This is a genomic window from Amycolatopsis thailandensis (genome assembly GCF_002234405.1).
GTDB classification, from domain to species: domain Bacteria; phylum Actinomycetota; class Actinomycetes; order Mycobacteriales; family Pseudonocardiaceae; genus Amycolatopsis; species Amycolatopsis thailandensis.
Genome location: NZ_NMQT01000002.1, coordinates 54,119 through 76,459, shown reverse-complemented (window position 1 = coordinate 76,459; position 22,341 = coordinate 54,119). Strand labels below are relative to the sequence as shown.

Below are 22,341 nucleotides of genomic sequence, written 5' to 3'. Positions count from 1 at the left end.
TACCCGCAGCTCTTCCGATCTCACCGCACGGCTGATCACCCGGCGACTCTACTTCCGCGTTTCGTCCTCCGGTCGCGATCGTCGCGCACGCAACAACCGCGGAGTCAGCCGCGTGACCGGACCGGTCACGGCCAGGTGGCCCGAAAGGCTCGAGGGGTGTGTGGAAATAGGGACATTCAACGTCCCTATTTCCACACACCCCTCACCCTGGGTGACGGTCCACGCTCTTGCCGGCCACAACGACCCGACACCTTTGCCTTACCCCTCAAGAGAACGCGAATCGCCACTCACGACCACCTCGACCGACCTGGCGAGCGAGGGGTCGGGCCGGCCCGGTGGCCAGGGCGTTCGGAGGACTCACTGCGGCGTGACGCGAAAGCCACTTTCAGGACGTCTGATGTCCAGAAAGTGGCTTTCGCGACACTTGATGCCGCCGGGACCACTGGGTCGGAGTGGTCGTGACGCGAAAGCCACTTTCGCAACCTTCAACGTTGCGAAAGTGGCTTTCACAACCTCCTTGACCAGCGGAGAGGCGACTTCGCCGAGACCCTGGCGTCTAGCGCAAGGAAGGGGGCCTTCATGTACTGCTACTGACCCGGCTACTTGCCCTTCGCGTCCCGCATCTCGTGCCACTTCGCGTACATGTCGTTGAGTTCCTTGATCATGAAGCTCAGGAAGTCCCGCATCTCGCCGATCCGCTCACCCGCCGGCGTGTCCGCGCCGAGGGCGGCGACGCCCTCGTCGGCGGCGTCACGCCACAGGGTGATCATGCGGTCGCGTTTCATGAAGGTGGCGTACCAGAGGTCGTCGAAGAGGCGGTAGTGGTCGCGGCGCGAGCCCGGCTCGCGTTCCTTGGCGACCAGTCCGATCTGCTCCAGCCAGCGCACGGCCCCCGAGATCGCGGCGGGGCTCACCGAGAGCTGGTCGGCCAGTTCGGCCGCGGTGAGACGACCGGCGTCGGTGGTCATCAGCGCGGCGAACACCCTGGCGGGCATCCGCTGCATCCCGATCTGGGAAAGCGTGAGACCCAGGTGCTCCACGTAACGGCGGACGGCGTCTTCGTCTCTCTCGGTGCTCGAAGCACTCTCAGGCGTCGTCGTCATGAGCACATCCTCTCTTACCGCCCCCAGAGTGATCACATCATCCATACGTTTTCTTAACTTCACAACTTCGTGAAATCACTGTACCTTCAGCTTCATGGAAAACGCCATCTCCATCTCCGGCCTCCACAAATCCTTCGGCCGGACCAAGGCTTTGGACGGCCTTGACCTGCAGGTACCCGCTGGGGAGGTGCACGGCTTCCTCGGCCCGAACGGCGCGGGGAAGTCGACCACCGTCCGGGTCCTGCTCGGCCTGCTCCACGCGGACTCGGGCGACGTCCGCCTGCTCGGCGGCGACCCTTGGAAGGACGCGGCGAGCCTGCACCGGCGCCTCGCCTACGTCCCCGGCGACGTGAACCTCTGGCCCAACCTCTCCGGCGGCGAGGTGATCGACCTGCTGGGACGGCTGCGGGGCGGCCTCGATCAGCGTCGCCGCAAGGACCTCGTCGAACGTTTCGACCTCGACCCCAAGAAGAAGGGGCGCACGTACTCGAAGGGCAACCGGCAGAAGGTCGCGATCGTGGCCGCGCTGGCCTCGCACGTGGACCTGCTGATCCTCGACGAGCCGACCTCCGGGCTCGACCCGCTGATGGAGGCCACCTTCCAGTACGCGATCCAGGAGGAGCGCGAGCAGGGCCGCACGGTGCTGCTGTCGAGCCACATCCTGGCCGAGGTCGAGGCGCTCTGCGACAAGGTCAGCATCATCCGCAACGGGCACACCGTCGAGACCGGCACGCTGGCCGAGCTCCGGCACCTCACCAGGACGTCGATCTCGGCCGAACTCGCCGGGCCGCCGAACGGCCTGACCAGGCTGGCGAACATCCACGACCTCAAGGTCGAGGGCAACCGGGTCCGGTTCGACGTCGAAACCCGTTCGCTCGACGAGGCGCTGCGCCGGCTCACCGAGGTCGGCGTCCGCAGCCTGACCAGCCAGCCGCCGACGCTGGAGGAGCTGTTCCTCCGGCACTACACCACCGAAGCGAGCGCGAAATGACCGCGACACTGGACCGCGCGGTGACCGGTCCGGCGCACGGGCTGGTCGGCACCTGGCAGCTGACCAGGCTGGCGCTGCGGCGGGACAGGATCGTCCTGCCGATCTGGATCGTCCTGCTCGGGATCATGCCGTCGACGTCGTCGGGCACGTTCGAAACGCTGTACCCGACGGCCGCCGAACGGGCCGGGCTCACCGCGAGCATGGGCGCGAACCCGTCGCTTTCGCTGATCTACGGCCCGGCCTTCGACCTCTCGACCGCGGGCGGGTTCACCGCGTGGCGGCTCGGCGGTTTCCTCGCCCTGATCATCGGGCTGATGGCCGTGTTCACCGTCACCAGGCACACCCGCGCCGAGGAGGACACCGGCCGCGCGGAGCTGCTGGCCTCCGCGGTGGTCGGCCGGTACGCGCTGCTGACCTCGGGCGTGCTGGTGTCCGCCGGCGCGAGTGTCCTCATCGGACTCGTCGAGACCGGGCTGATGGTCGGCGCGAAGCTGCCCGCCGACGGCGCCTTCGCGCTCGGCGCCGCCACCGCGGTGACCGGGCTGGTCTTCACCGCGATCGCGGCGGTCGCCGTCCAGGTGGCCGAGTATTCGAGGACGGCCAACGGGATCGGCGCCACCGCCGTCGGCGTCGCGTTCCTGCTGCGCGCGGTCGGCGACTCGACCTCGGACGCGACCTGGGTTTCGTGGCTGTCCCCGATCGGCTGGGCGCAGCAGGTCCGGGCGTTCGCCGGCGAGCGCTGGTGGGTGTTCCTCCTGCCGCTCGCCGCGACCGCCCTCATCGGCGCCGCCGGCTACGCGCTGCTCCCGCGGCGCGACGTCGGCACCGGCATCGTGCCGCTGTGTCCCGGGCCCGCCGAAGCGGCGACGTCGCTGCGCAGCCCGTTCGCGCTGGCGTGGCGGCTGCACCGGGGTCCGTTGATCGGCTGGGTGCTCGGCACGGCGGTCTGCGCCGCGGTGTTCGGCTCGGTCGCGAGCGGGATCGGCGACGTCGTCGGGCAGAGCGAGCAAGCGAAGGAGATCTTCCAGCGCCTCGGCGGCACCGACGGGCTGATCGACGCCTTCATGGCGGCGATGACCGGCCTGTTCGCCATGGTCATCGCGCTCTACGGGGTGCAGGCCGCGCTGCGGATCCGGGCCGAGGAGACCGCGATCCGCGTCGAGCCACTGCTCGCGACGGGCGTCGGCAGGCTGCGGTTGTTGGGGAGCCACCTCGTGTTCGCGTTCGGCGGCACGGCGCTGATGATGGTCGTCAGCGGTGTCCTTTTAGGACTGTCGAACGGGATGCGGGCGGGCACCGTCGGCGACTCGGTCGGTGACATGGTGGTCGCTTCGCTGGCGCAGCTCCCGGCGATCTGGGTGATCACCGGCCTCGCCGTGACGCTTTTCGGCCTGGCGCCGAAGTTCTCGACGGCGGCGTGGGCGATCGCCGGGCTGGCGTTGCTGCTCAGCCTGTTCGGCGCGGTGCTGAACCTTCCGCAGGTGCTGCTGGACGCCTCGCCGTTCTCGCACGTTCCGAAACTGCCCGCCGCGGAGTTCACCGCGACACCGCTGGTCTGGCTGACCGGGGTCGCCGTGGTCGCGCTCGTCGCCGGGCTCATGGGCTGGCGGCGTCGCGACGTCGGCTAGCCACAGGGGAAACCGTGAAGGCCGCCCGACGGGGTGGGCGGCCTTCACGGTTCTTGCCGTATTTCGCCGCCGGACGTGACGACCAGTTTCGCGACCGGCGCGCCGCCTCCGCAGTCCTCGCCCGCCGGATAGGCGATCGCCGGTGTCATGACGAGGGAGTGGGGTTTCCCGTCGTCCAAGGTCACCGTGGTCTTGATCGGTGTGGTCGGCAGGCCCTGGACCGGGACGAAGACGTGCTCGCCACCGGGCGCGGACCGGGTCACGCAGTCACCGCCCCAGCACAGTTCCATCGACACGCGGGTGAGCCCCGCGGCCAGCTCCGGCGGGACGTCAAGGGAGACGCCCTCCGACAGGGCGATGGCCGGGCAGGCCTTCTCACCCGATTGACAAGCCGTCAAGGTCGCGAGCAGGAGCACGAAAACGGGTAGCCGCCGCATACCGGGCAGACGTCGAAAGGGGCCGTCTCGGTTGCCTCAGTCGCGCCGGTATCCCGTGGTCGTGCCGGGCGGGAGCTCGGTCGAGGTGGTGGACGGCGTCACGGTCCGGGTCACCGTGCGTGGCGGGGGCGTGCTGGTGTGCGTGACCACCAGGGGTTCCGGGACGCTTCCCGGCACGGTCACCGTGACCGGCCCGACCGTCTGGGAGGTCGTGGTCGGGGCGGGGGTCGTGCCGACTTCTTGGACCCGGGACGGTGGCTCGCGGCCTGCAACCAGAAGGGCGGCGACGAGCAGTCCGGTCGCGAGACCCGCGATGGCCGCGACCGTGACGGAACCGGTGGTGGGACCTTGACCGAACATCCGGCACCCCCTCGCCATGCGAAGCGCAGGTACGAGGACTACTCGCGTTGATCTTACTTTTTGTTACGCAGCGTGCAAGTTGAGTGGAATGTGCGAAGTCCGTCGACCACGATTCGCACGAGGTGCCGTTCCTCGAGGGAATACCGTTCGGCGGCGAGGCAACCGGCGATCAGGGCGCGCAGGTCGTCGCCGTCGATGTCCTCGCGCACCGCGCCAGCGGCCTGCGCCCGGGTCAGCAGCGCCTGCGACGCCACCCGGAAGTCGTTGCCCGCGCTCGCTTTGAAGCCCAGCCCGGTCGTTTCGGCGAGCGCGTCGCACAGGGCCCGGTTGCGGGAAGCCTGCTGGACGACGCGTTTGAAGAAGCCGAAGAACGCCTCGCCGGGGTCTTCGGCGGTCAGCAGGTCCCGCGCCTCCTGGGCGAACTGCTCGACGCGGTCGAGGACGACGGCTTGGAACAGCGCCTCCTTACTGGGGAAATGCCGGTAGACCGTGCCCGCGCCGACGCCGGCGATGCGGGCGATCTCGTCGAGGGGGACGGCGAGGCCGTCGACGGCGAAGGCCTCTTCGGCCGCCGCGAGCACCTTCGCTCGGTTGCGTCGCGCGTCCGCGCGCAGCACGGGCTTGTCCATCGTTCCCCTCCTCAACCGGGTCCGGCGTTCCGATTCAACGCCAGGCCCGGTGAGGGCATTCCTCACTGGACCGCGGTCTGCGTGCCTTCCGGCGTGAACAGGCTCTGGGCCGTGGTGAACAGGTACTCCCAGACCCCCGGGATCAGCACCACCGCGGCAACCGCGAACACCGGGAAGATCAGCCGGTTCTCCACCTTCTTGCCGGTGCGGAACCGCAGCGGCTTCGGCGGCCGGATCTCGTACCAGGTCTCGCCCGCGATCGGGATCGGGAACAGGAACGGGCAGCCGGACTCGGTCAGCGCGTCCCCGAGGCAGTGCACGAAACACCCGGCCGCGACGGCGATGCCGAGCCAGCCGGAGATCTCCGCGAGCTGCGCCGCCTTGTCCGGCGGGGCGGTCCACACCCACCATCCGACCGCGGCGCCGCTGACCGGCAGGAGCCAGTCGCCGAGCGCGCCTTCCGCGAGCAGCAGCCCGAGGACGACGACGCCGAACACGGCCCACGGTCCGCCCTCGGTGGTGCCCCACGAGGTCAGGAAGCCGAGGCCGACGGCGAACAGCACGGTGTGCGAGAGGTGCCGGTGTTTACCGGTGACCTTCTCATCCCGGGGTCCCTTGGTCAGCGCGTAGAGAGCCGCGGAAACGCGACGGAGCAGCCAGGAGATCGCCCCGGTGAACCAGCCGAGCAGCCGCGACGCGCGGGCACCCGGGTGGTCGAGGTCGGGCAACAGGGCGAATCCGGCCGTCGTCGCGGCGAACACGACCGCTTGGTGCACTGTCCCCGCTCCGACGGCGGGCGCGAGCGCGAGGCCCGCGCACCAGCCTGTCAGGGCATGCGTCCGCCCCATCATCGTGCTGCTGCCCCCAGGTGTCGCGGATCACGAGCCCACGACCGTAGCGGGGGATCAGGCGGGCGGCTCTTCCGACACGCTGAGGTGCTCGGCGACGCCGGTGAGCTCGATCACGCGGCTCACCTGCGGGCTGGGCACCAGTTCGAGCTCGACGGCCTTCTCGGCGGCCTGACGCTGTGCCTGGAGCACCACGTTCAGCGCCGAGGAGTCGAAGAAGGTCACTCCGGTGAGGTCGGCGACGACCCGGCCCGACGGCTTGTCCGTGATCAGGGCTCCGAGGGTTTCCTGGAGCTGCGGGCTCGTCAGCAGGTCGAGCTCACCGGTGACCACCACGCGCGGTTCAGACGCGTCGGCGTCCAGCGTGATGCTGAAACCGGGCGGCGTGGTGTTCTGGTCCGCTGCGGGCATGCACATTCTCCTCATCAGGTGAGAACCGACGCTCAGCGCCGGAACGCGCCTGTGGTCTCAAGCGACGGCCGCGCCCAGTCCGGACACGGACGCACGCTCTTTTTCGGCGGGTTGGCTTGGCTGTCCCCGCAACGACAGTCTCAACCCTAACCCAGTCCGGACGGGGCGCCACGATCGCCGTCACGCGCGTCGCCGACCGGTGTCCGGGACGCGCTCAATGCGCCGTCAGCGCCTTGCGCCCGGCGCGGCGTTCCCGGAGGAACAGCTCACGGCGCTCGATCTCGCCGAGGCCGCCCCAGATGCCGTACGGCTCCTGGACCGCCAGCGCGTGCTTGCGGCACTGCGCCAGCACCGGGCAGGCCTGGCAGATCGCCTTGGCCCGCGTTTCGCGCCGCTCGCGGGCCGAACCGCGCTCGTTGTCCGTGTGGAAGAACAAGCTGCTGTCCGCGCCTCGGCACGACCCACGGAGCTGCCAATCCCACTCTTCCGCCACCACGTTGGGCAGCCGGCTCACGTCAGCCACGTCGGTCCCCGCCTTTCCAGGAGATCGTTTGTCCCCGGTTACATGCCCGCCGCCTGCGAGACTCAAACCTGGGTTTGGTTTGCTCACACTCCGGGCAATCGACGACTCGGCAGCGCAGCTCGAGAGAGGAACACACGTGGTGGACAACACCCCGCCCAGCGGGGAGGGCGCTCAACTCATCGAGGTACGCACGGCCGCGGTACCGCACGTGGTACCGACTCTCCGGACCATCGTCGCGGACATCGCGATGCGTCAGGACTTCGACCTGGACGCGGTCGAGGATCTCCGGATGGCGGTGGACGAGGCCTGCTCCATGCTGCTCCCGTCGGCCTCCGACGGCCATCTGAACTGCGTTTTCTCGTGGAAGGACGGGCGGATCGAGGTGACCGTCTCGGTGCTTTCGGACTCTCCGGAACCCGACGACGAGACCGGTCTGTCCTGGCAGCTGCTCACCGCGCTGGCGACGTCCGCGCGGCGGAGCGTCGTCCCGGCCGACGGCGGCTACCTGTCCAGGGTGGAGCTCATCCGGGAGAGCGAGGCGGCCCGGCCGTGACGGAACCCGTCGGGCAAGACGGCGCGGACGTTCCGGCCCTGTTCGAGCGCATGTGCGCGCTGCCCAAGGACGCCCCCGAGCGCGAACCGCTGAGGGACGAGCTGGTGCGCGCGCATCTGGAACTCGCGCGCAACCTGGCGCGCAAGTTCCGCAACCGGGACGAGTCGATGGAGGATCTGGTCCAGATCGCGACGATCGGGCTGATCCACGCCGTCGACCGGTTCGATCCCGGCCAGGGCAGCGACTTCCTGGCCTTCGCGGTCCCGACCATCTCCGGCGAGCTCCGGCACCACTTCCGGGACAACAGCTGGTCGGTCCGGGTCCCGCGGCGGCTCAAGGAGCTGAACGCGAACATCTCGGCCGTGCGCGAGGAGCTGACGGTCCGGCTCTCGCGCGCGCCGAAGCCCAGTGAGATCGCCGCCCATCTCGGCATCCCGATCGACGAGGTCTACGAAGGCCTGCGTGCCGGCCAGGGCCGGTACGGGGCTTCGCTGGACAACCTCCTGGAGAACTCGGCGCACACCCGCTTCGGCGAGGCGGACGCCAACCTGAGCCAGGCGGAGCTGCGCGAGGCGTTGCGCCCGATGCTGGAGCGGCTTCCGGATCGCGAGCGCAAGATCGTCGCGCTGCGGTTCGGGTCCGGGATGAGCCAGTCGGACATCGCTCGCCGTGTCGGGGTTTCGCAGATGCAGGTGTCACGGCTGCTGGCCTCCACACTCAAGAAACTGCGGGAAGGATGGACCGAGACAGAACTCACCGACGGACCCTGATTCGACCTCGACCCTTGTGGGTATCTGGGAGACGAACAGCGGATCTGGGAGTCTCTCGCTTGAGGGGAGGTGCGGAACCATGACGATGTCCAAGACACGATCGGAGGGCACGTTTCCGGTGGTCTCCCTGCCCCTGCCGGTCGATGTGACGGCTCCGGCGGTCGCGCGGCAAGCGGTTCGGGCGACCCTGGCGAGTCTCGGCCTCGGCGGCCCGGAGGTCGACGACGTCCTGCTGGCGACCTCCGAACTGGTCACGAACGCGTTCGAACACGGTGAGAAGCCGGACAGGCTCGACGTCGAGTACGCCGACGGAAGGCTTACCCTTCGGGTCTACGACTCCGGCTCTGGCCGGCCGAAGCTGAAGGAGCCGTCGCCGATGGCGGCGCGCAGCCGCGGTCTCCAGCTGGTGCACGCTCTGTCCGACGACTGGGGACACGAGCTGTGCGAAGGCGGCAAGTACGTCTGGGCTGTGTTCAGCCTTCACCAGGCCGACGCGCGAGCCTGATCGCAGCGTCCGTTTCGGCGATGCGGTCCCGGAGCGACTTCCGCTCCAAGGCCTCGACGGCGGCGACCAGCACCTCCCTGAGCGGGTACGGCAGTTCGGCTTCCAGCTGTTCGGCCGCGGCGGTGGTCGCCGCCCACTCGGCTTCGAGCGTCGGCATCAGCCCGAGCGTCTTTTCCGTCAGTGAGACGATCCTCTGCCGGGCGTCGCGCCCGGGCCTGAGCGAGACGAGGTCCTGACGCGCCATCTGCGCGATGGTCTGACTGGCCGCGGAGTGCGTCACGCCGACTTCGGCGGCCAGGTCGCGGATGGCCAGCGGTCCGTGCGCGACGATCGCGCGGACGAACGGGGTGAACCGCGGCCGGTAGTCCCCCAGCCCGATGTCGTCGAAGAACGCGGCGACGTCCGCTTCGGTCGTTTCGAGGACGTGCCGCAACAAGGTGCCCATCCCTCGTTCGCGCGGCGGCCTCCCCATCAGCGGATCATAACGACATAATTTCCGGATGACGCCCGAAGAGCTGCTGACGACCACCCGAACCGTCCGCAAACGACTGGACCTGACCCGGCCGGTACCTCTCGAACTGGTGAAACACGCCTTGCAGGTCGCGTTGCAGGCGCCGAGCGGGTCGAACACGCAGCGCTGGCACTGGCTCGTGATCACCGATCCCGGCCGGCGGGCCGAACTCGGGAAGCTCTATCAGCGGGCGTGCCGCGAGTACCTCGATTCCCCGCGGGCGGCGGGGAAGCTGTTCGCGGACGATCCGGAGCGCTCGAAGGTGCAGAAGCGCGTCGGCTCCAGTGTCGAGTACCTGGCCGACAAGATGGGCGAGGTGCCGGTGCACGTCATCCCGTGCCTGGAGACGACGGACGCCGAGCTGCCCGCCGGCAACCAGGCCGGGCTGTGGGGGAACCTGCTGCCCGCCGTGTGGAGCTACATGCTCGCGGCGCGCGCGGTCACGCTCGGCACGGCGTGGACGACGCTGCACCTCGCGTACGAGAAGGAGGCCGCGGAGATCCTCGGCCTGCCGGAGAACGTGCACCAGGCCGCGCTGATCCCGACGGCGTTCTACACCGGCGACACCTTCAAGCCCGCCGCGCGTCAGCCGCTCGAAGAGGTCATGCGGCTGGATCACTGGTGACGGCTGGGTGGCGGAGCTGAGGACTTCGCAAGGATCAGGTCGCGCCCTGCCGACGTCGATCGCGGACGCGGGTTCACCTGGAGACGCTGAGGTAGGACTCCAGCCTGTCCGCCAGGAGCTTGGGGTGGCTCAAGGGCACGGAGTGCGAACCCTCGATCTCGTCGGGCGCGAACCCGAGCCTTTCCTGGACGACCCGGCGTTGGAACTCCGGCGGGAAGAACTGGTCTTCCCGCGCGATGAGCACCTTCGTCGGGACGTCCGGCCATTTGTCCAGCGGCCACGGCTGCCCCCATTCGGCGCTGACCTGGTTCCGCGCGTGCGAGCCCGCCTCCGCGACGATGTCCGCGGGGACGCCGTTGTAGAACTGCTCTTCCTCGCTGAGGCTGTCGTCGGATTTGAAACCCGTGTTGCCCCACCAGTCCCCCGGTGACTCGCCCGGTTTCGGGATCATCGCTGTCAGCATCACGAGCAGCCGCGCCCCGAGCTTCCCGGCGACGATCGGCGCGGTGAAGCCCCCGTAGGAGTGGCCGAGCACCACGAGGTCCCCACGGTCGCCGATCGCGTTCACGACGGCGTCGACGTGCTCGGGGAAGCCCGCTTTCTCGTCTTCGATCGGCAGGTTCACCGCGACGACGTCGTGGCCGCGTCCGGTCAGTTCCGCCTCGAGGAGGTGGAAGTCCCAGGCGCTGCCGCCACCGCCGTGGATCAGTACGAAGGTCGCCATGGCCTCAGCTAAGCCGAAGCCGGGGCGATCAGCAACGACCGAGCATGTCCCCGAGCGCGCTCTTCTCCTGCGTGGTGATCGTGAGGCCGTAGTAGTGCTTCACGGTGATCCAGTCGGTGGCGTAGGTGCACCAGAACGAGACGAGCGGCGGCTTCCACTGGTCCGGCGCCTTGTCGCTCTTCTCCTGGTTGACGTTGTCGGTGACGGCGAACAGCTGCGGCCGGGTCAGGTCGTTCGCGAACTGGCGCCGCTTCTCGTCGGTCCACGACTTCGCGCCGCTGACCCAGCTTTGGGCGAGCGGGACCATGTGGTCGATGTCGACGTCGGTCGGCTTGGTCCAGGTCTCGCCGTCGTAGATGCTCGTCCAGCTGCCCGACGTCGGGGCGCAGTCGGAACCGGCCTTGACGTCCTTGCCGTCGCGCTTGAGCACGAACTCGCGGGTGTTGCAGTTGTTCCCCTGGTTGTCCCAGTGCGGGTACTTCTTGCGGTCGTAGCCGTCCATCGAACCGCGCGGCGCGACGGTCAGCTCGTCCAACTGCTTGCGCGCGTCCGCCGCGCCGACGGTGTTCGACGACGTCGGCTGGCTCGGCTGCAACGCGGAACCCTTGCCGGTCACCAGCCAGATCCCGACGAGCACCACGGCCGCGAGGCTGATCAGCAGGAGCAGGCGCTGGGCTGTGGTCATCTGCCGGGTACGCGTGGCCACCGCGCGGTTCCTCTCGACGGGGGGATTGGGGAGTGCCCAAGTATCGCCGCGCCGCGCGGGGAAACCGGGAGCGACACGGCGATGACACCAGGTAGTTGTTGTCACATCGGGGTCCTGAGCAGCGACTACCCCAGGGACGCTGCCGGAAGGAGCGGGCTTGTGGGCGCCGAAAAACGTAAATGGAACACCAGGGTCGACGACTATCTGAACCGGAAGGCAGCGGAGCGCGGGCACGTGATCGCCATGGCGCGTATGGGATCCACCGCGTTGGAGCGCGGTGATGTCGACGAGGCCGAGGGGTGGTTCCGGAAGGCCGCCGAGGGTGGCGACAGGGTCTCGATGGGCAACCTGGCGCGCCTCCTGCGCGAACGCGGCGTACCCGAACAGGCCGAACGCTGGTACCGCGAGGCGGCGACGGCCGGTGATTCGCATGCCATGGCGCAGCTGGGAAATCTCTGTGCGCGACGGGGCGATCGGGACGCCGCCGAGGACTGGTGGCGACGGGCCGCCGTCGAGGGCCGGGTCGAGGCGATGGCGGAGCTCGGGCGGTCGCTGCACCGGCGCGGCGAGCTCGAAGAGGCCGAACGCTGGGCGACGGAGGCCTCGGAGGCGGGCAACTTCGAGGCGATGATCACGCTCGGCGCCCTGCTGTGCGGCACCGGCCGGACGGCCGAAGCGGAACCCTGGTGGCGCGAGGCCTCAGCCGGAACCGACGCGCCTTCGCTGGTCAAACTCGGTCTCGAAGCCGAACGGCGGGATGACCTGACACGCGCGGAAAGCTGCTACCACGCGGCCGCGGCGGCCGGCGCTCCCGAAGCCGCCGTCCGCCTCGGCCTGGTGCTGCACCGGCGCGGCGAACTCGAAGAGGCAGAACGCTGGTATCTCAAGGCCGCCAAACGGGGCGACGCCGCGGCGATGACGAACCTGGGTGTGCTGGCCAACGACCGGAACGATCCCGGCGAGGCCACCGCCTGGTACCGGAAGGCCGCGGAACTCGGCAGCGTCCCCGCGTACACCAACCTCGGCAGGCTCGCGGCCGACCACGGGAACTTCCAGGAGGCCGAGCACTGGTTCCGCGCGGCCGCCGACACCGGGGACCAGGCGGGGCAACGGGATCTGGAGGAGCTGTACCGCAACTCCGGGGTGCGGCACCGCCCGCGGTCCTAGGCTTTCCAGTTCCGCGTCGCGGCGAATCCTTCGCGCAGCCGCTGGAGTTTGCGGCTGCGGTACGGGTCCTCTCCGTCGTCGAGCCGCCACCGCTCTTCGACGCCGGCGCGGAACACCGCGAGCCCTTCGAAGCCGAGCCCGGTGGTGAAGTCCGCGACGCTCACGTCGACGCGGCCCGATCCGTCGAGGTCCAGGCGTAGCAACCACTCCGCGAGTTCCTTGGGCTCCGGCGGCGAGTCCGCGCAGGCCTCCGCGTACAACGCGAGCGCCGTACGGACCTCTTCGCCGAGCGCGCCGAACGAGTCCTCGACGAAGTCCAGCGCCTCGACGACGAGTTCGACGACGCGGCACAGCAGCGGCGCGTCCATGATCTCCTTGGCGGTGGCGAGCACCTCGCGCACCTTCTCGGTGTACGCGAGTGTGCCCTGGAACCCGACGAAACCGCGCAACCGCAACGTTCCCTCGACGTGCCGCCGCAACGCGTCGAGGTCCTCGCGGCCCGCCTTGAGCGAGAGCTTGCGGAACAGGACGGGGTCCTCGTTCGCGTGCCCGACGAGCAGCTCGACCAGCTCGTCGCGGGTGAGCGTTTCGACGTACCCGCGGATGTCGGCCGCGCCACCGTCCGCCACGCCCTCCAGGACCAGCAGCCCAACGGCCACGCAGTGCTTGCAGAAGAAGCCGTCCGCCGCGTGCGGGCAGGAGCACTCGCCCACGAGCTCGCCGCCGACGTTGCGCAGCCGGACCGTGTACCGGTCCGTGCCGCTGACCACCGCCGCGACCCCGCCCGCGACGTCGTCCAGCGCCTCGACCGACTCCAGGTACCTGGCCCCGCGCGCGAACGAGACGTCGCCGGCCTGCCTGCGGAGTTCGTCCTCGCTGAACCACGTCACCGCCCTATTGAACCCCTAGGCCCGGAGGACCGAGGAACAACCCGCCGCTCGCGTCGAGGACCTGCCCCGCCAGGCTCGCCAAAGACTCGAACCGATCGTGGTCCGGCGTGTCTTGGCGCCGCTGTCTAGGCCAAAACCGAGGCACCTTAGAGGTTCCAGGTTGTGGCACAGTAGGTGGATGGCGCGAGTAACAGACTTCTTCAAAGTGGCGGGAGACTCGAAGCCCCACCCCACGGAAGTGGAGTGCGGTTACAGAACCGTTATCACTCCGACGGGGAACCTGCTCCAACTGAGTACCTACGGATCCGATGACAGGCAATCGGAGAAGAAGGTAAGCCAAACATTGCAGTTCGACCGCGAGGCCGCGGAACGCCTTATCGCTGTTGTTCGCGGCACTTTTCCAGAACTATGAGCAGGCACCGCACGCTACCGCCGCCGCTACCGCCGCCGCTGCCGCTCACATCACTGCGCCGACTAAGTGGTCGCCGTGCCAGGACACTCCGCTCGAACAGCATCAGAGAAGCATCGAGCCCGTTGCTCTGCTCGTTGACATGGCTACCCATGTTCGACTCATCTTGGTAACGTCCAGTAACGAGTAGCTCATAATCGGGGATATCGGAGTATGGCGTGGCTCACGGACCATTGGGCCACGCAGCCGATAGGAGTAGGGGTGGAACTCGTGGTCGAGTGGAGCCGTACCGTACCGACCAACGGAAGCATCGAGCTTCCACCCGATCCCCGAGCACTGGACAGTATCGGGCGGAATCACTCTCTACCCACAGCCCTCGCCGACCTCGTCGACAACTCGATCGACGCCGGCGCGACGCAAGTCCTCATTCGCCTCGTAAAGGTCGAGGAGCGCTTGACCTCCCTATATGTGGTGGATAACGGTCGAGGCATGTCGGCGGACGTGATCGATTCCGCGATGACCGTAGGTGGGCGGCGAAAGTACGAAGACGGCGATCTCGGCCACTTCGGACTAGGCCTTAAAGCCGCTTCCTTCAGCCAAGCCAGGTGCCTGACCGTGATGTCGAAAGCGTCCACCCATGAAGCGGTAGGACGGCGATGGCGGCTTGAGGATAGCGGACAACGTAGTTTCGCGTGCGACGTGGTTTCTGGAGATTTCGCTAGGTCAGAGCTGGAGCGAAACTGGCGCATACAGCTCAGTGACAGTGGCACCGTGGTTCGCTGGGACGACGTCGTGGCATTCCCCGTCACACAGGACCCTCGTCGAGTCGACGAGTTCATCGATCACGCAATAACCAATACATGCCAGCACATCGGCATGATATTTCACCGTTTTATCGAGCAAGATCGAATAAACGTTGAATTCGACGTTTACGAAGTAGACACTGGGTTTATCGGGCCTCCCATACCCGTCACACCACTCAATCCGTTCGGATACGCCTTCCCCGGCCGCCCAGGTTTCCCAAAGATTCTGACTGCTGAAGAAAACGGGCTTAAGCTCGACTTTCGATGCCATCTATGGCCAGGCCAGTCAGCGAACCCATCGTTTCAGCTGACCGGCAACCCCGTCAATCATCAAGGCCTGTACTTCTATAGACGCGATCGTCTCTTGCAGGCAGGAGGCTGGGAAGGCGTGCACGCGCCCAATCCGAAACTCCGCCTGGCTCGCGTCGAGGTAGATCTCGATAGCGATGTAGCGGGGCTCTTCAGGATGAATCCCGAGAAGTCGCGGGTGAACGTGGGCCCTGAGTTCGCTCGACTAGCAGCTTTGGCCAGGTCGACCGACGGCCTCAGCCTCGACGAGTACTTCGACCTAGCCGAGACTGTGCATACTGAGTCCAGGAAGCGTTCGACCAAACGAACAGCGATGGTTCACCCTGGAGCCGGCCTACCACCCCGACTCCGCGAATTGATCAAACGCGAGATACCGGAGAAGGCTGGCGAAGAACCCATCGATATTCGCTGGGACATGTTCGCCGACGACCTATTCTTTCGCGTCGATCGCGACCAACGAACATTGTGGCTCAACAAGCGTTATCGCAAGATGCTTCTCGGCGGTAAACACGGCGGCCTCAACGACCTACCCTTGCTTAAGTCTCTTCTATACCTAGTGGTTTCCAACGTGTTCGAGGGAAATCACCTCGGGCCAAAAGATAAGGATAATATCGCTCTGTGGCAAACGATCCTGACGACAGCGGCTCGAGCCGAACGCCAATGACGTCGAGCACGACGATCGACAAGCGTCACGTCTCCGCCGAAGGCTTCGACCAGCTGCTCAGCGGCGAGGTTCCGGTGAAACTTCCGATCGTAGGCAAGCCCGATGCGTCCATCTTCATAGAGCCACGTGCACGGGAAATCGGGCTACGGATCGAGGTCTCGTCTAATGATGATGCGATAGACACCGGTCTTCGCAACATCTTCAACCGGATCGCGATCCGAGACGGGAAACGATGGTTCGAAGTAGTCGTCAGGGTGCCTGAGCTCTTCCGCGACGCCTATCCGGTTCTGTGCTCGGTAGCCGATCGAGTCCAACTCGGAGGCATGTCACCGAGCCAAGCGCTTCACGCAACCCTCGATCGAATGTCCGCCCTCCTAACGTCACCCGATTCATTACCCAGAGAGCGTGAGATCGGGCTGCTCGGTGAGTTACTAGTCCTAGGCGGACTCGTCGACTGCCTTGGCGCCACCAAGGCAGTCGACGCATGGTGCGGCAGCCAAAACGAAGAGCATGATTTCGGCCTTCCAGATTTCGATCTCGAGGTCAAAACCACCACATCGGAATCTCGGACGCATTGGATCGAATCACTGAACCAACTTGTGCCCAAGGTGGGACGCCCACTCTGGCTCGTGTCACATCAACTCACGGCCGCAGGCGCGGGAGCCGGCCGCAGCTTGCCTGACTTAATCGAGGCGATCTCAACGAAGATCAATCCCGGCCACACGCAGGACCGCTTCGCCGAAGCGCTCTCGCGAGCCGGATGGCGGAGTGACTACCGAGAACGTCTGACTACAACATGGACCCGGCGAGCGACAAGTCGTGGCTACCTCGTAGCTGACACCTTCCCCAGGCTCACCGCGGACGACCTAGACGACCGCGGGGTCGTCATGGACCGCATCACCGAGGTCCACTACCGAATCAACCTCGACGGCTTGGCCCATCCACGCCAAACTCCAGAAATCATCCAACTCTCCTGCGCCTTCGAAGGATGAATATGATCACGCCACTCATCCAGGCGTACACCAGCGCCTTACGTGCCATGGAAGACAACACGCCACGCGGCCTCGTCCGGCGCGCTCAAGTAGAAGCGGACGATCTCGACCCCGACCTCGACGTGTCAGAAGAAAAGCTTCGAGAACACCTCGAGACCAGCGGCCCTGACGACAAGCTGCGACTCGATCTTCACTTGAATCTCGCCAAATGGGACAATGCGCCCATATCAGGTAATTCGTGGACGTACGACACTGAGCCGAACAGTGAAGAGCGGCGGACGCGAGTGATCGCGGCGCTCGGCTTGAGTTCCGAAACCGCCACCGAGATAGCCAGACACTTCCCGCTGGCCAAGGGTGATGGGACTACGGTCATCGCGGGCCCGTGGGATCCTTGGTACACCGAGGAGGTCAAGCGGGCTCGCGACTTCTACTGGGGCCACTACATCGATTACCTGCGCACTCGGCGAGGTTGGCACGCAGACGCGATCGCGAATCTCGACACCGCGACCACTCATGTCGTCGAGCGGTTGACCGAGCCGTCACGCGAGAAGGCGGGATCGACGAAGGGGTTAGTTGTCGGCTACGTCCAGAGCGGCAAGACCGCCAACTTCACCGGCGTGATCGCGAAGTCTATCGATGCTGGCTATCGCCTCATCATCGTGATGACGGGAACCACGAACATTCTGCGCGAGCAGACCCAGCGGCGACTAGATATGGAGCTAGTAGGCCGCGAGAATATTCTTCGCGGCACCGAGGAAAGCGAACCAGATGCCGCCCAGTTTATCGACTACCTAGACGATGAAGATTGGATCGCCGACAGGTTTGTCCGACATGGCGCGTGGCCATCAGAAATCGGTAGGCCAGACATACATCGAATGACCAACCGTCAGTTCGACTACCGACGCCTCCAACAAGGCCGGTCCGCACTTGAGTTCGAGCGCCGAGATCGCACTAAGCCACTCTGGCATAAAGATAATCTATTCACCAGTGACGCCCGGCTGATTATTGTCAAGAAGAACGCCACCGTCCTGAATAACTTGGTCAAAGACCTAAAGAATACCGCCGATCGGCTCGAAAATATCCCAGCACTGATCATTGATGATGAATCTGACCAAGCATCCGTAAATACGACGGATCCACGAAAATGGAGCGAGGACCAAAAAGAGCGAACGACTATAAATAAGCACCTATCAACACTACTTGACCTACTGCCACGCGCCCAATACATCGGCTATACCGCGACTCCGTTCGCAAACGTATTCGTAGATCCCACCGACGCCGCCGACATCTTCCCCAAGGATTACCTTATCTCGCTGGAGCGCCCCCTGGGTTACATGGGCGCCGAGGACTTCCATGATCTTGACCTAGACCCCGACGTCGCGCCCAACTTCAGCAACTCAAAGGAGATGGCTCACCTCCGACTTCTACTTGATCAAAAAGACGATGACGACGAACTTCAAGCAGCGCTCGACTCCTTCGTCATCACCGCAGCGATCAAACTTTATCGCGAGGCCCACGGTTCCGGACCGTTCAAGCATCACACAATGCTCATTCACGAGACGATGCGAAAGGCTGGACAGCGCTCGCGCGCGGAGACTATCCAGGAATTGTGGCGGAGCGCGGGATACATGAGCGGACGCGCGAACAGCCGTCTCCAATCACTTTTCGACGAGGATTTTGCGCCAGTTTCGCAGGCACTTGATTTAGGCTATTCGATGCCCGCACGCTACGAAGATCTCGCACAGTTCCTCGGCGAGGCCGTTCGCCGGATCGCACCCAACGGAAATCCCGTATTAGTCGTGAACAGCGACAAGGATATCGAACAAGAGGACCTAGACTTCGACAAGAGGTCAGTATGGCGAGTTCTTGTCGGCGGCAACAAACTCGCTCGCGGATTCACTGTCGAAGGACTCACCGTAACCTACTATTCGCGCAGAGTTGGGCACGCTGAAGCGCTCATGCAGATGGGGCGCTGGTTTGGATTCCGGCAAGGATACCGTGATCTCGTTCGCCTTTTCATTACCCCAGGCGTGCGAGACGCATTCGAAGCGGCCTGTCGGGACGAAGAGCACTTTCGCAGCGAGCTGCGCCAGTACGCCACCATGGTCGATGGACGCCCCGTCTTCACTCCCTTCGACATACCACCGCTGGTCGCTCGCCATGGCCTCAGGCCAACAGCCGCAAATAAGATGTATAACGCCAAGTTGGTAGAACGTCGCACCCGCACAAAAGAACCAAGCTCAGGGTACCCCCTACTCACCAACCAAGCCGCTCTTGATCGAAACATCGACGCCTGCGTCCCCCTGCTTAGAGCCGCAAAAGACCGCGTCCTCCTATCTGGCGAGAAACGCAAATTTGACGCCTTCCTCGGCGAAGTTTCTCATCAAGAGATGGTGTCTGTCCTCAGCGCTCTAGAGTGGGCGACCCCTGATAAATTCACCGCAGATTTAGCCTGGATCTCAAGTCTCGCCGAAGACGTGATCGACCGATGGGACGTCATGCTCCCGCAGCAGAAGTCAGGCAGGCGAGTGAATATACGCGGCGTAGCTGACTTCACCGTCCACGGACGAACCGTGGGCGCGGACGAGAGCATTCGCGGAAACTCCGAAAGCGCGCATCGTGAGGCGATCGACAAGATCCCAGGGAGGACGCCCACCTCTGGTTGCGCGATCCTTTACCCGGTGATGAAGAAGGACGAGCTGGACCGAGAGATCACCACCGAGGGCTATCCCAGCCGGATGGTGATGGCTCTCATGCTTCAGCTGCCAAACGACGCTCTCCCTTCCGACCATCGCCCCCTGGTATACCGAGTGGTCGTTCCTGAGAAGCCGCTGTACGCCATCGTCGACGCTTAAGTAGACCGTCACGCCGGGACCGCAAGGTGGACACCGCCTCTACCTTGCGGTCCAGGCTTGTCGCAGCACGGTAAGCTTTCCGCATGTCGGCTGAACTCAATCCATCAGAACGCACGTCGGTGGAGCTGTTCGCGGGCGGCGGCGGCCTAGCGATGGCAGTCCACCGCTCAGGTTTTCGGCCGTTACTCCTTAACGAGTTCGTCAAGTACGCCTGTGACACTTTGGAGGCCAACGGCGCCGTGTCACGAGGTGAAGAGGAGCTCATCCCCGAACTCGAAGACCCAGTCCCCCTAGTTCGAGGGGACATACGAGACCTCAAAATGGGTTATTTAGAGGGGGCGGTCGACCTCCTAGCCGGCGGCCCACCGTGTCAGCCCTTCAGCCTAGGCGGGATCGCTAAAGGCGACGAAGACAAGAGGAACATGTTCCCAGAAATGTTCCGAGCTATTCGAGAGATAAAACCGAAAGCCTTCATATGTGAGAATGTCCGAGGCCTTCTTCGCCCATCGTTCAAGCCTTACTTTGACTACATAGTCAGAGAATTGATGTTTCCTTTTGAAGAACGCGCCCCTGAAGCAAGCTGGCTTCAGCATGATGCCATTCTTCGCGAGAAAGAACGAAAAGACGAAACCAAATCATCCGAGCGCTATCAGGTCCTCATGTTCCCTGTAAACGCGGCCGATTACGGCGTGCCACAAATCCGAAACCGTGTCATCATCGTCGGTTTCCGCGGTGACCTCGATATTGATATCGAGTTGCTAAAAGTGGCGACAAAGCCAACCCATTCCAAGTTGGCACTACTCGAAACGATGGCATCCGGAGAATACTGGGAACGTCACAACAGTATTGAAGGCCGCGCGAAGATACCCTCGCACGTTATCAAGCACGTTATGAACGAGGCCGAAATCGCGTTACCCTTCGAGGAGGGCACGTCAGGCTTATTACCGTGGCGGACGCTACGAGATGCTCTAGCTGGCGATGAAATTACTAGACCTCTCCCCGATATACCCTGGAACAAACTCGACCGCAAGCAGTACGACAACATGCCCAGGGAACACATCGGCTGGCCTGATGCGCGTATCTACGCAGGCCATACGCCTAACGTTCTCGATCGTCCCGCAAAGACCGTTAAGGCCGGTGTGCATGGCGTTCCAGGTGGTGAATCCGTGATGCTGACCGACACTCCGGTTAGGGGAACCCGGACCCCACGTGAATATCGACACCGATACATGACGGTTCGTGAGACTGCCCGTGTCATGACCTTCCCCGACGACTGGAAGCTGTGCGGCCCTCGCGGCGAACAGATGCGGCAACTCGGTAACGCTGTCCCAGTCCTACTAGGCCAGGTATTCGCGAAGGCTGTGGCAGCGGTGCTCGACGACGTCCAGAAGCGGTCTTGACCACACCGCCCGCTCGAGCCTGGAAGGCTAACCACGGCCGGTCGAGAACGATGTCCGACGCCGAGCAAGACAGGGCGGCTGGCGGACGACACCGTCGGATCGTGCGACTGGAGGACGGGCGTACCTCAAGAGGTTCCATCTTGCTCAAGGCGTCTACCAAGACCGGTGCCATCCACGCACACTTACGGTGGCATGACAACGGTCGCACTGTCTCAAAGTCTCTTGGCGTGGTGAAGCATCCGACTCGCTCAGCGAATCTCGCGGATGGTTGGACGACGGCTCGCTCACTCGGGCTAGTACAGGATGAGGTGGTCCCCAGCGGCTCATGGGCCTCTTCTCCAGAGGTACGAGCTTCGATGAGGGCGAATCGAGGAAAGGACACTGCTCCTGAACTCCGGTTACGCTCCGAACTTTACGCCCGCGGCTTGCGGTATCGCGTGTCTGTACGGCCGCTACGCGCGTTGCGGCGTACAGCTGACATCGTCTTCCCCAAGGCTCGCTTAGCGATCTTCGTCGACGGCTGCTTCTGGCATGGCTGTGAGAAGCACCATCGCCCTGCGAAGAAGAACTCAGAGTTCTGGAGGAATAAAATCACCGACAACAGGAAGCGCGACATCGAAACCAATCAGTTGCTCACCGCAGAAGGGTGGATGGTGATTCGGTGCTGGGAGCACGAAGACCCGAAGACCGTCGCCGACCGGGTCGTCACAGCACTGGGTCACTCGTAAGCAGTTCATAAAGCGAGGGGGGAACCGTGCCTGCGATAACGCTACCGAAAGCTACCAGGGAAGCTGTTATTCGTGAGCTCTACCGGCAAGTAGGATCACTGGATTGGGAGGATATTTCGACGCGTGAACGAACTGCCTACTACACCCAATGGGTAGAAGATGAATTGATCGGAGGTGAATTGGCGGACTACTACACAGCAGAGGGTATGCGCGTGTGGCTTAAGGATGGCCCGCTGAAGGAATACGCTCGAGCTTTAGAGAACTTCGGATCATATGCCGAATACGCTACCAAGAGACTTTCGCCGGCCGACGAGTTCATCACTGAGATACTCGGTGATGCATGGGAGATCAAACCCAACTCTATCCGAGAAAAGCCGATGCACTGCCTTGTGACTGACGGTAAACACGAACGCTATGTCTGTTGGGGTCGGGCACGCACTTTTAGAGACCTTCTCTGGGCAGCTGTCAACAAGGCCGTTACGACGCCGAGCAAGCCTTTGATGGTCGTCTACGTGACCGATGACACCACGATCCAAGAGAGACAGAAGCGTCAGCACGAGCTGATCGCGAAGCATTGCTCACTCGACTTAGCCTACGTGCGACGTCGCTTAGAAGCCGCGCCTCAAGAGTAAGCGGGCCGCCCCAACACCGCCCCAGAACAGTCGCTAACCTGCCTCACCTCGCCCGGCGACTACCCCATCGGATCGCAGACTAGGCAGGCCTGGAGCTATCTTCAGACAGCCACGCGGCCAAGCACTAGTCATTGCTCGCGTGTCAGCACGGCTGGGTCCACGACGGAC

At 64.7% G+C, this 22,341-nt stretch carries 24 protein-coding genes; 13 read left to right on the top strand and 11 right to left on the bottom strand.

The window, feature by feature from the left end:
• Window positions 1-599 precede the first annotated feature (599 nt).
• Complete coding sequence (locus CFP71_RS00425) at window positions 600-1,103, bottom strand: GbsR/MarR family transcriptional regulator (protein WP_093931814.1); 504 nt, start codon at window positions 1,101-1,103, stop codon at window positions 600-602.
• Window positions 1,104-1,197: 94 nt separating this feature from the next.
• Here CFP71_RS00425 and CFP71_RS00420 point away from each other — a divergent pair, with 94 nt between their 5' ends.
• Window positions 1,198-2,094, top strand: coding sequence for an ABC transporter ATP-binding protein (locus CFP71_RS00420; RefSeq protein WP_093931806.1), 897 nt, complete (start codon window positions 1,198-1,200; stop codon window positions 2,092-2,094).
• Entirely contained in the window at window positions 2,091-3,722 is a 1,632-nt protein-coding gene (locus tag CFP71_RS00415) for an ABC transporter permease (RefSeq protein WP_093931805.1), read from the top strand. The genes CFP71_RS00420 and CFP71_RS00415 overlap by 4 nt, the downstream gene beginning before the upstream one ends.
• A 44-nt stretch (window positions 3,723-3,766) precedes the next feature.
• Here CFP71_RS00415 and CFP71_RS00410 read toward each other — a convergent pair whose 3' ends face one another.
• The 6 genes from CFP71_RS00410 to CFP71_RS00385 form a co-directional block, all read right to left on the bottom strand.
• A complete protein-coding gene (locus tag CFP71_RS00410) occupies window positions 3,767-4,159 on the bottom strand; it encodes a hypothetical protein (RefSeq protein WP_093931804.1) in 393 nt (130 codons plus the stop codon).
• Window positions 4,160-4,195: 36 nt separating this feature from the next.
• A complete protein-coding gene (locus tag CFP71_RS00405; RefSeq protein WP_093931803.1) occupies window positions 4,196-4,519 on the bottom strand; it encodes a hypothetical protein in 324 nt (107 codons plus the stop codon).
• 53 nt (window positions 4,520-4,572) lie between these two features.
• Window positions 4,573-5,148 (bottom strand): TetR/AcrR family transcriptional regulator, encoded by a 576-nt coding sequence (locus CFP71_RS00400; RefSeq protein WP_093931802.1) that lies wholly within the window; start codon window positions 5,146-5,148, stop codon window positions 4,573-4,575.
• A gap of 62 nt (window positions 5,149-5,210) precedes the next feature.
• Window positions 5,211-5,996, bottom strand: coding sequence for a metal-dependent hydrolase (locus CFP71_RS00395; protein WP_093931813.1), 786 nt, complete (start codon window positions 5,994-5,996; stop codon window positions 5,211-5,213).
• 57 nt (window positions 5,997-6,053) lie between these two features.
• On the bottom strand, window positions 6,054-6,407 hold the full coding sequence (locus CFP71_RS00390) for an STAS domain-containing protein (protein WP_016330770.1): 354 nt from the start codon (window positions 6,405-6,407) through the stop codon (window positions 6,054-6,056).
• Between the two features lie 214 nt (window positions 6,408-6,621).
• The gene (locus CFP71_RS00385; protein WP_093931801.1) at window positions 6,622-6,930 is read right to left on the bottom strand and encodes a WhiB family transcriptional regulator; all 309 of its coding nucleotides are present in this window, start codon (window positions 6,928-6,930) and stop codon (window positions 6,622-6,624) included.
• Between the two features lie 136 nt (window positions 6,931-7,066).
• Between CFP71_RS00385 and CFP71_RS00380 the strand changes: the two genes are divergently transcribed.
• The 3 genes from CFP71_RS00380 (at window position 7,067) to CFP71_RS00370 (ending at window position 8,758) form a co-directional block, all read left to right on the top strand.
• Complete coding sequence (locus CFP71_RS00380; protein WP_093931800.1) at window positions 7,067-7,483, top strand: ATP-binding protein; 417 nt, start codon at window positions 7,067-7,069, stop codon at window positions 7,481-7,483.
• Entirely contained in the window at window positions 7,480-8,253 is a 774-nt protein-coding gene (locus CFP71_RS00375) for a SigB/SigF/SigG family RNA polymerase sigma factor (protein ID WP_093931799.1), read from the top strand. The genes CFP71_RS00380 and CFP71_RS00375 overlap by 4 nt, the downstream gene beginning before the upstream one ends.
• Window positions 8,254-8,332: 79 nt before the next feature.
• On the top strand, window positions 8,333-8,758 hold the full coding sequence (locus tag CFP71_RS00370; protein WP_093931798.1) for an ATP-binding protein: 426 nt from the start codon (window positions 8,333-8,335) through the stop codon (window positions 8,756-8,758).
• Here the strand turns inward: CFP71_RS00370 and CFP71_RS00365 are convergent.
• Window positions 8,727-9,203, bottom strand: a complete 477-nt coding sequence (locus tag CFP71_RS00365) for a MarR family transcriptional regulator (RefSeq protein ID WP_093931797.1) — start codon at window positions 9,201-9,203, stop codon at window positions 8,727-8,729. The two genes, CFP71_RS00370 and CFP71_RS00365, sit on opposite strands and share 32 nt — an antisense overlap.
• Window positions 9,204-9,258: 55 nt before the next feature.
• Here CFP71_RS00365 and CFP71_RS00360 point away from each other — a divergent pair, with 55 nt between their 5' ends.
• On the top strand, window positions 9,259-9,894 hold the full coding sequence (locus tag CFP71_RS00360) for a nitroreductase family protein (protein ID WP_093931796.1): 636 nt from the start codon (window positions 9,259-9,261) through the stop codon (window positions 9,892-9,894).
• Between the two features lie 73 nt (window positions 9,895-9,967).
• Here CFP71_RS00360 and CFP71_RS00355 read toward each other — a convergent pair whose 3' ends face one another.
• Together CFP71_RS00355 and CFP71_RS00350 are read right to left on the bottom strand one after the other, a co-directional pair.
• On the bottom strand, window positions 9,968-10,618 hold the full coding sequence (locus CFP71_RS00355) for an alpha/beta fold hydrolase (RefSeq protein WP_093931795.1): 651 nt from the start codon (window positions 10,616-10,618) through the stop codon (window positions 9,968-9,970).
• A 28-nt stretch (window positions 10,619-10,646) separates the two neighbouring features.
• Entirely contained in the window at window positions 10,647-11,303 is a 657-nt protein-coding gene (locus CFP71_RS00350) for an HNH endonuclease family protein (RefSeq protein WP_378278360.1), read from the bottom strand.
• A gap of 180 nt (window positions 11,304-11,483) precedes the next feature.
• Here CFP71_RS00350 and CFP71_RS00345 point away from each other — a divergent pair, with 180 nt between their 5' ends.
• A complete protein-coding gene (locus tag CFP71_RS00345) occupies window positions 11,484-12,491 on the top strand; it encodes a tetratricopeptide repeat protein (RefSeq protein ID WP_093931793.1) in 1,008 nt (335 codons plus the stop codon).
• Here the strand turns inward: CFP71_RS00345 and CFP71_RS00340 are convergent.
• Window positions 12,488-13,381 carry an SWIM zinc finger family protein gene (locus CFP71_RS00340; protein WP_093931792.1) on the bottom strand — a complete coding sequence of 298 codons (894 nt, stop codon included), beginning with the start codon at window positions 13,379-13,381 and terminating at the stop codon, window positions 12,488-12,490. The genes CFP71_RS00345 and CFP71_RS00340 overlap by 4 nt on opposite strands.
• 670 nt (window positions 13,382-14,051) lie before the next feature.
• Here CFP71_RS00340 and CFP71_RS00330 point away from each other — a divergent pair.
• From CFP71_RS00330 to CFP71_RS00305, 6 genes are all read left to right on the top strand, one after another.
• On the top strand, window positions 14,052-15,566 hold the full coding sequence (locus CFP71_RS00330) for an ATP-binding protein (protein WP_244199506.1): 1,515 nt from the start codon (window positions 14,052-14,054) through the stop codon (window positions 15,564-15,566).
• Window positions 15,521-16,558, top strand: coding sequence for a PD-(D/E)XK motif protein (locus tag CFP71_RS00325; RefSeq protein WP_143267002.1), 1,038 nt, complete (start codon window positions 15,521-15,523; stop codon window positions 16,556-16,558). The genes CFP71_RS00330 and CFP71_RS00325 overlap by 46 nt, the downstream gene beginning before the upstream one ends.
• Window positions 16,559-16,560: 2 nt before the next feature.
• Window positions 16,561-19,413, top strand: coding sequence for a Z1 domain-containing protein (locus CFP71_RS00320; RefSeq protein WP_093931789.1), 2,853 nt, complete (start codon window positions 16,561-16,563; stop codon window positions 19,411-19,413).
• A gap of 83 nt (window positions 19,414-19,496) precedes the next feature.
• Entirely contained in the window at window positions 19,497-20,813 is a 1,317-nt protein-coding gene (locus CFP71_RS00315; RefSeq protein ID WP_093931788.1) for a DNA cytosine methyltransferase, read from the top strand.
• 50 nt (window positions 20,814-20,863) lie between these two features.
• Window positions 20,864-21,541: a very short patch repair endonuclease gene (locus tag CFP71_RS45490; protein ID WP_093931787.1), complete on the top strand. Its 678-nt coding sequence runs from the start codon at window positions 20,864-20,866 to the stop codon at window positions 21,539-21,541.
• A gap of 26 nt (window positions 21,542-21,567) precedes the next feature.
• Window positions 21,568-22,173 carry a hypothetical protein gene (locus CFP71_RS00305; protein WP_093931786.1) on the top strand — a complete coding sequence of 202 codons (606 nt, stop codon included), beginning with the start codon at window positions 21,568-21,570 and terminating at the stop codon, window positions 22,171-22,173.
• The last annotated feature ends 168 nt before the right edge of the window (window positions 22,174-22,341 follow it).

Bases quoted from the DNA above. Each gene is read 5' to 3' on its own strand.
- CFP71_RS00395 (WP_093931813.1), bottom strand. From the start codon at position 5,996: ATGGGGCGGACGCATGCCCTGACAGGCTGGTGCGCGGGCCTCGCGCTC.
- CFP71_RS00350 (WP_378278360.1), bottom strand. From the start codon at position 11,303: ATGACCACAGCCCAGCGCCTGCTCCTGCTGATCAGCCTCGCGGCCGTG.
- CFP71_RS00405 (WP_093931803.1), bottom strand. From the start codon at position 4,519: ATGTTCGGTCAAGGTCCCACCACCGGTTCCGTCACGGTCGCGGCCATC.
- CFP71_RS45490 (WP_093931787.1), top strand. From the start codon at position 20,864: ATGTCCGACGCCGAGCAAGACAGGGCGGCTGGCGGACGACACCGTCGG.
- CFP71_RS00420 (WP_093931806.1), top strand. From the start codon at position 1,198: ATGGAAAACGCCATCTCCATCTCCGGCCTCCACAAATCCTTCGGCCGG.
- CFP71_RS00365 (WP_093931797.1), bottom strand. From the start codon at position 9,203: ATGGGCACCTTGTTGCGGCACGTCCTCGAAACGACCGAAGCGGACGTC.
- CFP71_RS00410 (WP_093931804.1), bottom strand. From the start codon at position 4,159: ATGCGGCGGCTACCCGTTTTCGTGCTCCTGCTCGCGACCTTGACGGCT.
- CFP71_RS00320 (WP_093931789.1), top strand. From the start codon at position 16,561: ATGATCACGCCACTCATCCAGGCGTACACCAGCGCCTTACGTGCCATG.
- CFP71_RS00425 (WP_093931814.1), bottom strand. From the start codon at position 1,103: ATGACGACGACGCCTGAGAGTGCTTCGAGCACCGAGAGAGACGAAGAC.
- CFP71_RS00355 (WP_093931795.1), bottom strand. From the start codon at position 10,618: ATGGCGACCTTCGTACTGATCCACGGCGGTGGCGGCAGCGCCTGGGAC.
- CFP71_RS00400 (WP_093931802.1), bottom strand. From the start codon at position 5,148: ATGGACAAGCCCGTGCTGCGCGCGGACGCGCGACGCAACCGAGCGAAG.
- CFP71_RS00415 (WP_093931805.1), top strand. From the start codon at position 2,091: ATGACCGCGACACTGGACCGCGCGGTGACCGGTCCGGCGCACGGGCTG.
- CFP71_RS00315 (WP_093931788.1), top strand. From the start codon at position 19,497: ATGTCGGCTGAACTCAATCCATCAGAACGCACGTCGGTGGAGCTGTTC.
- CFP71_RS00370 (WP_093931798.1), top strand. From the start codon at position 8,333: ATGACGATGTCCAAGACACGATCGGAGGGCACGTTTCCGGTGGTCTCC.
- CFP71_RS00390 (WP_016330770.1), bottom strand. From the start codon at position 6,407: ATGCCCGCAGCGGACCAGAACACCACGCCGCCCGGTTTCAGCATCACG.
- CFP71_RS00360 (WP_093931796.1), top strand. From the start codon at position 9,259: ATGACGCCCGAAGAGCTGCTGACGACCACCCGAACCGTCCGCAAACGA.